Genomic DNA, 8,484 nt, shown 5'->3' on the forward strand with positions numbered 1-8,484 from the left:
GCTACCAGAGAGGCATCAAAGACACCCAATGCTTCTCTAGAATGATTCCCACAGCGGAAGTCCGCCAAGATTATGGAAGCACTCTGGCAAAAAAATGTAGCCGGAGCAGCCTCAGAGCTAACTGACAAGCTCTAGAGGCTGAGCACAGCTGCCGCTTACAGCCCATGCGCCGCCGACACTCAGTCGACGGAGCCCTATTCCGCTTTTCCTTGATGAATTGAGGTAAGCGATTGATAGCTCCGCTCACACGCCAGACCAGCTATTCGGGCTCGGTCATACGCAACTGCCAGCTCCCCCGCTCTTTTGTCAGCCCGCTCGAACAGTTCGGAGAGCACCATAGCGGCGCGGGTGGCTGACGCGCCTCGCTGGGCAACTCCGGTATCGCCGCAGGCAGTGGTGGCAAACTTACCGGCTTCGACGTGCAGCCGGTCGCCAGCAGCATCAGCGGTGCCAGCATCCACAGCTGCAGCCTTGTTCTGTTCTCGCGCATCGCTTGCTTCCTTGTTCACCGCCGACTGGCGGCGCTGTTCTTCTTGTCGGGCCTCGTCGCCAGCCTTCGTGATGGCTAACGCCTGAGCCTCTCCGATTTCTGCCAGTCGCTCGCCGTATCGATAGTCCTGCACCTGCCATGTGACGCCGGCGGCGCTGGCCATCAGCACCAAGATCAGCAGCACCAACCCGGCCAGCTTCTGCACGGGCGTCATCACGGCACATCCTTGAAGAAGACGTGGTGCCCGAGGCGCAGAGTCTGCTTGGCCTTCGCCGCCCAGGCCGGCGCCTTGGGCATCGTGGTTGCGTAGTAGTGCGTGGCACCGCCAGTTGGATCCGGTACCGAGCCAGACATAACTTGGTCAGCAGCGCGCTGGGCCTGGGCGAACTGCGCAGCCGGGATCGGTTTGGCGCCGCTGAGGTAGGCATAGTTCGGGTCGTTCTGGTTCCAGCAGCTGAACTGCCAAGGCTTCAGACACACGCCCGCGTAGCCCTCCCCCCACCACGACTTGTCCTTGCCGTCGAACACGCGGTTGCGGATCGTCCAGGCAACGGCGATTTGCCCGTCAAAGCCTTCGCCGCGAGCCTCGCCCCATAGCGTGCGCGCCAGGATGTCCCGGTCTTTTTCGGAAGTGGTCATACTTTTCTCCAGGCAATAAAAAACCCGCTCAAGGCGGGCGCAGGTGTTCGGTAGCTATCAGGAATAAGGGACTGGCTCAGGGTCAGATGTGCCTGGGTAAACCTCCAACATTGGGGCGTCCGGCACTAGGATGTGCAGCGTGATCATGTGCTTCAAGTCGCAAGGCTTACCGTCCTTGGTAACAGTCACCTTCAGCACGCCGCCTGTGAACTCAGTCTCCACGTCAGCCCGGCTATCAACTTGGTTTACGGTGTAGCCCCACCCATCATCTTCGGGTGGAAACGGAACCATGCCCAGACAGCCAGTAATGTGATAAACACCAGCCGATTCGCGCGACGATGTAATTAACCCCGTGCCACTGGTAACGAAGTCATAAGTCGCACCAGTAGCACCTATGACATTGATTACTGCTCTTGCCATGATTAAATTGCCTTTAGTGTGCCGTCGGCGGCTTTAGTGGTGTTGCCAGTGTGGTAAACAAGCGCCCAGCTGGAGTAAGTACCAGAGGCGGAACAGGTTCGGAAGTACATTTTGTTGCCAAAATCTTCGAACATAATGTCAAACGATCGGGCGGCATCGCGCTGTCCGTGTATGCCGCAAAATGTTGTAAGGCTTGGTGAAGATGGGTCATTGTAGGTTCTGTAAAAACCTCCCTGTTTCACTGAGTTGGCGCTAACATCGGCCCCAACTGCACCACCAACTCCCATATAACCAACAGTTAACAGCCGTCCCGATACATTATCGGTAGGGCTAGTTACGACTGACTCAGTTGCCGCAGAACCGAGCCCAAGATTGGCGCGCGCATTACCTTGGTTAGAGGCTCCAGTCCCACCCTTTTCCACTGGCAAAATATCGTAGTTGCCAGTAGTGCCGAGTGCCGCCAGTTTCGGTCCGAACTGGTTGTTCAGATTATTGAAGGCGTCCGACAGCATCTTGTCGTAGCCCTGCACCGGCATGATGGCATAGGAGGCACCGCTGACTGTTGCGCCTCTGTAGGCGGGCAGAATCGAGATAACCGTTCCGCTCGCGACGTTGGCGACTTCATAGGTTGCGCCATCCGGGCCGACGAACGAATCTCCAACCCTGGAAGACGCAGCGAAATCCACGCCTGTGCCCGTAACTGTCGTGCTGCCATTCTGAACAGAGACTGTCCCAGCCCTTTGCCAAACCATAGCTTTCTCCAGGCAATAAAAAACCGCTCATGGCGGTTATTGATTTCAAAGTAAGTTGTGAAAAGCCTAAGAAACAGGCTTAGCGAAAACCACAGGGATGTATAGAGACGTTGTAAGGTCCACACCTACAGATTGAATTACAAGCCTGTCATTTTGATATTCCCAAACGGCATACATATTGCCCTGCCTAGACGTGCCGCCCGCAATATCCATCGCGATGTTGTTGAGCAACATATAATCACCAGACGCGAGACTAGATGCAGCGGTCCAACTTAATCGCGACGTTCCTTGCCCGGTTGAAGACGAGCCGAGATAGGTCCATCCGGTTATTGTTCTCGTGAACTGTGCACACGGCGTACCGCTGTCAAATAGAAGATTGGCTGCCCCATCCCAAATTCGGAACCCGAACTTTGCAGTTGGCTCTGACTTAAAGGCGGCGGCAAACCAATTTCCAGAAGTGCCTTGCCCCACAATCCCCGAGAAAGAGAACCCAGTCCAAGCTCCGGCTGATCCCTGAACCACACAGAAGCAAAGCGTTACCGAAATATTTGGCCTTACAAAAACCAAGGGAGGCTCGGCCGTTGTAATCGTTTTCGAGAACGGTACATAGACTCCAGAGCCGTTACCCGACCAGGATCCTTTCTCAAGAACCACGAGCCTCGCAAACTCAGAATCAAGGGTGACTACGTTGCTGTTGTTTGTGAAAGTTACACCATAGGTCATTAGCGATACCTCATAACCAACAGCCTTTGAGGCGCAAGCCCAAGAGGGCCGCTAGAACGGGCCGGGTTCCCAAAATAAACAACCACACCATCATTCCCGACAACCGGAGTGTATTGAATCGCGTATGCGCTCTGCCCCGAAGTATCGTAAGCGGCAACCGGGACACAGACAGCGGAATGTGTTGCCGCGGTAATGCCTGGAATGGATATATAGCGAGTTCGACCAGGCGCCGGAACGCCCGCCTGTACAATTTCCGAGTAAACAACCCGCACAGTAAAGGAGTTTTCATCAAGCTCAAGGAGGCCGGTCGGCCCCCACACTCTTATCCCGTAACTCATGCGGAAAGGTCTCCCCACTGGTAGCGCTTGATCCCGTTCTCGTCGAAGACCTTACCGCCCGCGCTATTGATCACCTGCCGAGCCTGGCCACCAAAAGCACTGTTGATTTCAAAGGTCCCGTCGAAGAACAGTTTCCATCCAGAGAGCCCAGCCACGTAGTTGTTCGACTGGATGTAGTTCCCGATCTTTGCGTTGGTGATGGCGCCGTCCCGGATGAAGGCCGAGCGGATAAAGGTCTGTCCGCCCGTGACCGAGAAAGGCGAAACGGGCGTGCCGTTTTCCAGGTTCAGCAGCATGAACGTGTCGGCCCTGACCACGAATTGCGACGAGACTCCAGAAGGATCCACCTGCAGGCCCAGGCCAAACGCCGCTGCGTATCTCTGGCCGCCGGCGGTGGTTTCCATCTTCACCGACCATAAGGTCTGCAACTGACCGTTGGTGTTGGCCAGTGCGCTCGCCGTCTCCTGAATCGCTGAGGTGTTCTGGCCCACCGTTGCTTGCAGTTGCGTAGTCTTTGTAGCCTCAGCCTCAATCGCGGTTGCCGTGACCTTACTCTGCTCGACAATGGCGGAAGTACTTGCCCAGCCCTTGAGAGCGTCAGCCTTCGCCCCATTACCGCTATCGTCGCGCGCTGATGCACGCAGCGCATTGGTGGTGCCGGCCTGAGCCGTGACGACGCCGTCGAGGTTGGAGATGTCAGTGGTATTGGTGCTGACCTGCTGCGCCAAACCGTTGGCTGCCTCCAGCGACTGCCCTACGTCCTCCCAGTACGTGGCATTTGGCGGCGGGTTGCTGGCCGGGACGTTCTGCTTGGCTTGGTAGATGCGAGCCCCCTCCACCACCATCTGCCCTTTCAGGTAGACCTGGCTGGAGAGATAGCCGCCAAGACCGTCCAGGCTGTCGATCTGGTCCTGCAATCCTTCCAGCTCACTGAGCAGGTCTTGGCCAAGCTCGGTCTTGGTGACCTTGCCGGTGAGCAGCTCAAGAATAGGACCGGCATCCGAGCTGGCCTGCCCCATCACACCATTGCCCACCGGGTAGAACGGGCCCACGTTGCCGGTGCGGTCCACCAGGCGCGCCCAGAAGAACAGGGTTGCGCCAGCCAACAGTGACTGCATGCGGTAATCGGCCTGCGGATGCGCCAGGTCGGCAAGCTTGGTGGCCACCGACAAGTCATTTGCTGCGCCATACCACAGTTCGGTGCGCTGGGTGTCCTCTGCACCTGGTGGGAAGCCCCACTTGATGCTGATGCCGAACAGTTCGCTGGTGGTGCGCAGGAAAGCCACCGCCGGCGGTAAGCCAACCTTCCCTTCCAGGTTGGTAAGGTTGGAGCTTTTCCAGATCGACGATATTTCAAACGCGCTCACCGAGCGCACCCGGGCCACGTAGGCGCCCGAGTAAATGCCGGTCACATCCACACTTGCCGCGCCCGTGCGCTGCAGCTTGATCCAGTTACCGCTGTCCTTACGCCACTCCACGTCATACGCGACCGCGCCAGCCACAGAAGGCCACGAGATATTCATGGTGCTGATCGCCAGGCCCTGGTCCACCGAGTAGTTCGACGTGATGGTGACGCTCGCCGGCGCCGGAACGACAGTGATCGGCACAACACTGATAGGCCGCTCTTCCAGCCGGGCACCGGTATCGATGTGATCGAACTTGCTCGGGTCGTACTGAACGGCCGAGATTTCAAACACGCCAGGCTCTGGCCGCGCCACGCTCACCACCCGATAAAGCGGTATGGCCAGGTCGTCAGCATCGAGCGCCCACACCAGTTCGCGCTCTGGCGTAACGGAGTAAGCCACCGTGACGGTGACCTGTCGGCCGCTGACCAGTTGCACGGTGCGCCCCTCGCACTTGCCGTCGGGCAGGTTGAGGATCAGCCGATCGCCGGGCTTGGCCTGGGTGTCGCGGTCCAGGGTGATGACCTTGCCATTAACCGCCGAGATGCGGCCGCCCACCGGACGCCCCGCCAGCAGTTCGTCGGCAATAGGGATCACGTAGCCGGGCAGCGGGATGCGCCCGTCGAGGCCGACCTTGAAGGTGACAGCCCGGTCTTTGGAGTTGGTGAGCAGCGCCCACTTACCGCGGCGCTGCGCTTCAGATTCGCGCGTGCAGCCAATAGCGCTAATCTCAAGCGGGTTATCTCCATAGCGACGTTGAAGCTTTGCATCGGTCACCGCAGTGACGTCAGTGTCGTAATTGTTAAGCGGATTGTCGTAGCTGATTAACGCTCGGGTGTAGCGCGTGCGCTCCGATGCGCTGGAGTAGGTGAATTTGCCGTCGATCACGTTCGCACGGGTGTAGGCGAAGTCGAAGTCAGTAGCACGTGGCATATCCGCCAGGGTGAAGACCTGGCCCTGGGCCCAATAGGTCATGCCCCGGTAGATCGCCGATATGTCGCGCAGAAGCGACCAGGCATCTGCCTTGCTCTGCAGGTTCAGGTTGCAGATGAAGCGAGGCTCCTGGCCGCCCTTCCCGTCCGGCACCATCTGGTCGCAGTACTGCGAGATGCGGTACAGCTCCCACTTGTCCACCATCCACTGCTTGATACGACGGCCAAGGCCGAAACGGTCGTTCGTGGTGATTCCGTAAGTGTGCCAAACAGGGTTGTCGGTCCAGGCCTCTTTGAATGTTCCGTCCCAGATGCCGCTATAGCTGCGGGATGCGGAATCGTAATTACTCGGCACCTGCCATTTTCGCCCTTTGCAGCGGATCGTAATGGCCGGAATGCTGCGGAATTGTTCCGCCGAAAACTCGATATACAGAAGCGCAGTGTTTGGATATCGAATCTTCGCGTCGATCACCTCTGTAAAGCCCGCGATCTGCATGGTGTCGGAGATTTTGTTGTTATTCTGATTGATGGTCGTTCGTGTGACCCGCATCAGCCAGCCGGTGCTCGCCCTTGGTAAGTCGATACGTCGTGTGCGCTCGTATACGGTCGTGGTCTTTCCATCAACAGCTTCGCTCAGAACCTGCTGATAAGCCCCACCGTCGGTAGCCAGTTCGACCTTGTACTCGATCCGGTACCCGTTGATGTTTCCGCTAGCATCCACCGACTGGAGCGCAGGCCAAGCTAGGCGCACGCGTACGGCGGAGAGCTGGGTATTGGTTATTGCTCGAACCCAAGGTGTGGTGCTGCGAAGCTCGACACCGATAGTGATTTCATTCTCGATCGACGGGATTCCCTGGATGTAAGGCTGATCGACCGAACCTGTCCGCCATTCCCACTTCACGTTGGGAAAATTCATATTGCCTTGAGGATCTCGCAGGGGCGTGCCGTCAACGCGAATATCGCTGTCAGTTGGCATGCCCTCGAATTCACCCTCGCCAACCGCTATGAGCATCTTTGCGAGCGCGATCGAGCGCAGACTGTCAGGAGCTTCGGTCGGCGTTTTTGGCTTATCTGACCCACCTTTTGCTCCGTAAATATCAATCTTTTTTACTGCGCCCATGCTTTTCTCCAGACAATAAAAAACCGCCTCTCGGGCGGCTGCGATGCTTTGTGGATTGGCTACATCTGGTCTTCTGCGTAAATCCCGGCGCTAGCAATTGCGCCGCCCCAATCCCTCTCACCTGCGCAAAGCGGTACAGGGTTTCCGGAGGCCGTTGTGTTCTTGGCGCTACCGAAGGCGTAGCCGGGGGTGTTCTCGGGTGCGGCGCTGGTCTTGAGGCCGCCGGCCTGCGGGCTGAGCATCTGGATAACTCCGCCCAGCACCATCGAGCCGCCCATCATGATCAGGGCGGAACCGAAAGGTGCCATGGTGCCGAAGCTGCCCCCGGTGATCACTAAACCGACGACGATAAGGACAGCTCCAATGATGGTCTGCAACGCTCCTCCACGCTTGCTACCGGTGATTACCGGGGCAATACGAATGTCGCCAGCACCGGCAAACCCAAGTTCATTTTCACCAAGGTTTGTCGCGCCCCGGAAGACGGCGAACTCAACGCCCCTCGACTTGGCATTGGACAGAAACAGTTCGAACCCTGGGATCTGAACGCATAGCGCCTTGATTGCTTCGGCTGGCGATCTCACGGCCATTCGAAAAGAGCGTCCGAACTGCCGAAGCTGGCCATAGAGCAAAATCGTAGTCATGGGTTGATAGTTGATTGCCAGTGCTGCCATAAAAATCTCCGGACAAGAAAAAGGCCCGCCGAAGCGAGCCTTGTAAGCCATTTGGTTGCTATAGACAGCCCTGAAGAACCGCCAATCGTTTGTTTGCAATCCAGTTGGGCAGTACTACGTAATATTTTGAAACCGAGCCAGCCCCTTCAGGCTGCACGTCCACAAAATAAGCAGAGGCCTCTGTGAAAACGGTGTAGCCGCTTGGTCTTCCAGCTTGAAGTGTTGCGCCTGGAGTACCGCCGAAAATTGCCTGATTTTGCCATTCGTACTGAACGCATTCCGCGACGTCTTTATCCGACTTTTTCGAATGCAGAACCTTGTAGGGGCCATCTTGGCGAGCCTCGTTCATCGTCGGAGGCATACATCCCGCCAGCATCGCCACCGCTACCGCTGCTATCAAAATCCGCATGTCGTTCCCTCTATAATTTCAAATGAAGCCATGACTGACGCGACTTTAGCTCAAAGGGAACTCATCTTCGTGGGAAGCGATGTAAATGAGCACAGGATTGATTCGCCGCATATCTGCCAGGAACGCTGCGTATTCTGCAGCTGTAGCAGAAGCTTCGGCGACCGTGCCATTTTGATTAAACGATTCTTGCCATGTCTGCTGTTTGAGCCTGAAATCATTCCATGCTTTTTCAAACGCTACGCACTGGGCTTTGCTCTTGGTCGCATTATGCTCAGCAACGCATATCTCTCCGAAATCAGCCGCAATGTTTGCAGCTTCGGCCATTGCTTTGAAGTTATCGCTGACCCCGTCCGCCATCGCAAACGAAGAAAAAAACCCTAACAACACAGCCACGATCGCTTTAGACATTCGCTCACTTCCCTGAGAAAGCTCAACTGTACACTAGGGGTGCGTGAAACAAAAAAGCCTGGTGCTTGGCTGGGCCTTCTCTTAGGTTTTGCGGGACTGGAGCACTGAGTGCCAGATGCAAAAAGCCCAGCGCGGGGCTGGGCTTTTTGCATCTGGCACTCAGTGCTCCAGTCCCGCAA

The 8,484-nt window shown here is 56.9% G+C and carries 9 protein-coding genes; all 9 read right to left on the reverse strand.

Annotation, left to right across the window (positions count from 1 at the left end; genetic code table 11):
* Nucleotides 1-194: 194 nt before the first annotated feature.
* Entirely contained in the window at nt 195-704 is a 510-nt protein-coding gene (locus G9Q84_RS19855) for a DUF2514 domain-containing protein (protein ID WP_181643949.1), read from the reverse strand.
* Nucleotides 704-1,129 (reverse strand): cell wall hydrolase, encoded by a 426-nt coding sequence (locus G9Q84_RS19860; RefSeq protein WP_181643950.1) that lies wholly within the window; start codon nt 1,127-1,129, stop codon nt 704-706. Before G9Q84_RS19860 ends, G9Q84_RS19855 begins: the two co-directional genes overlap by 1 nt.
* Nucleotides 1,130-1,186: 57 nt before the next feature.
* Nucleotides 1,187-1,549: a phage tail protein gene (locus tag G9Q84_RS19865; RefSeq protein ID WP_181643951.1), complete on the reverse strand. Its 363-nt coding sequence runs from the start codon at nt 1,547-1,549 to the stop codon at nt 1,187-1,189.
* A gap of 2 nt (nt 1,550-1,551) precedes the next feature.
* The gene (locus tag G9Q84_RS29635; protein ID WP_181643952.1) at nt 1,552-2,235 is read right to left on the reverse strand and encodes a hypothetical protein; all 684 of its coding nucleotides are present in this window, start codon (nt 2,233-2,235) and stop codon (nt 1,552-1,554) included.
* A gap of 132 nt (nt 2,236-2,367) precedes the next feature.
* On the reverse strand, nt 2,368-3,024 hold the full coding sequence (locus G9Q84_RS19875) for a hypothetical protein (RefSeq protein ID WP_181643953.1): 657 nt from the start codon (nt 3,022-3,024) through the stop codon (nt 2,368-2,370).
* 334 nt (nt 3,025-3,358) lie between these two features.
* Nucleotides 3,359-6,817: a TipJ family phage tail tip protein gene (locus G9Q84_RS19880; protein WP_181643954.1), complete on the reverse strand. Its 3,459-nt coding sequence runs from the start codon at nt 6,815-6,817 to the stop codon at nt 3,359-3,361.
* A gap of 59 nt (nt 6,818-6,876) precedes the next feature.
* The gene (locus tag G9Q84_RS19885) at nt 6,877-7,488 is read right to left on the reverse strand and encodes a tail assembly protein (RefSeq protein WP_181643955.1); all 612 of its coding nucleotides are present in this window, start codon (nt 7,486-7,488) and stop codon (nt 6,877-6,879) included.
* Nucleotides 7,489-7,546: 58 nt separating this feature from the next.
* Nucleotides 7,547-7,897 (reverse strand): hypothetical protein, encoded by a 351-nt coding sequence (locus G9Q84_RS19890; RefSeq protein ID WP_181643956.1) that lies wholly within the window; start codon nt 7,895-7,897, stop codon nt 7,547-7,549.
* A 45-nt stretch (nt 7,898-7,942) separates the two neighbouring features.
* Nucleotides 7,943-8,305, reverse strand: coding sequence for a hypothetical protein (locus G9Q84_RS19895; protein ID WP_181643957.1), 363 nt, complete (start codon nt 8,303-8,305; stop codon nt 7,943-7,945).
* Nucleotides 8,306-8,484: the final 179 nt, after the last annotated feature.

This window comes from Pseudomonas sivasensis (assembly GCF_013778505.1).
Lineage (GTDB): Bacteria > Pseudomonadota > Gammaproteobacteria > Pseudomonadales > Pseudomonadaceae > Aquipseudomonas > Aquipseudomonas sivasensis.

Bases quoted from the DNA above. Each gene is read 5' to 3' on its own strand.
- G9Q84_RS19855 (WP_181643949.1), bottom strand. From the start codon at position 704: ATGACGCCCGTGCAGAAGCTGGCCGGGTTGGTGCTGCTGATCTTGGTG.
- G9Q84_RS19860 (WP_181643950.1), bottom strand. From the start codon at position 1,129: ATGACCACTTCCGAAAAAGACCGGGACATCCTGGCGCGCACGCTATGG.
- G9Q84_RS19865 (WP_181643951.1), bottom strand. From the start codon at position 1,549: ATGGCAAGAGCAGTAATCAATGTCATAGGTGCTACTGGTGCGACTTAT.
- G9Q84_RS19875 (WP_181643953.1), bottom strand. From the start codon at position 3,024: ATGACCTATGGTGTAACTTTCACAAACAACAGCAACGTAGTCACCCTT.
- G9Q84_RS19880 (WP_181643954.1), bottom strand. From the start codon at position 6,817: ATGGGCGCAGTAAAAAAGATTGATATTTACGGAGCAAAAGGTGGGTCA.
- G9Q84_RS19885 (WP_181643955.1), bottom strand. From the start codon at position 7,488: ATGGCAGCACTGGCAATCAACTATCAACCCATGACTACGATTTTGCTC.
- G9Q84_RS19890 (WP_181643956.1), bottom strand. From the start codon at position 7,897: ATGCGGATTTTGATAGCAGCGGTAGCGGTGGCGATGCTGGCGGGATGT.
- G9Q84_RS19895 (WP_181643957.1), bottom strand. From the start codon at position 8,305: ATGTCTAAAGCGATCGTGGCTGTGTTGTTAGGGTTTTTTTCTTCGTTT.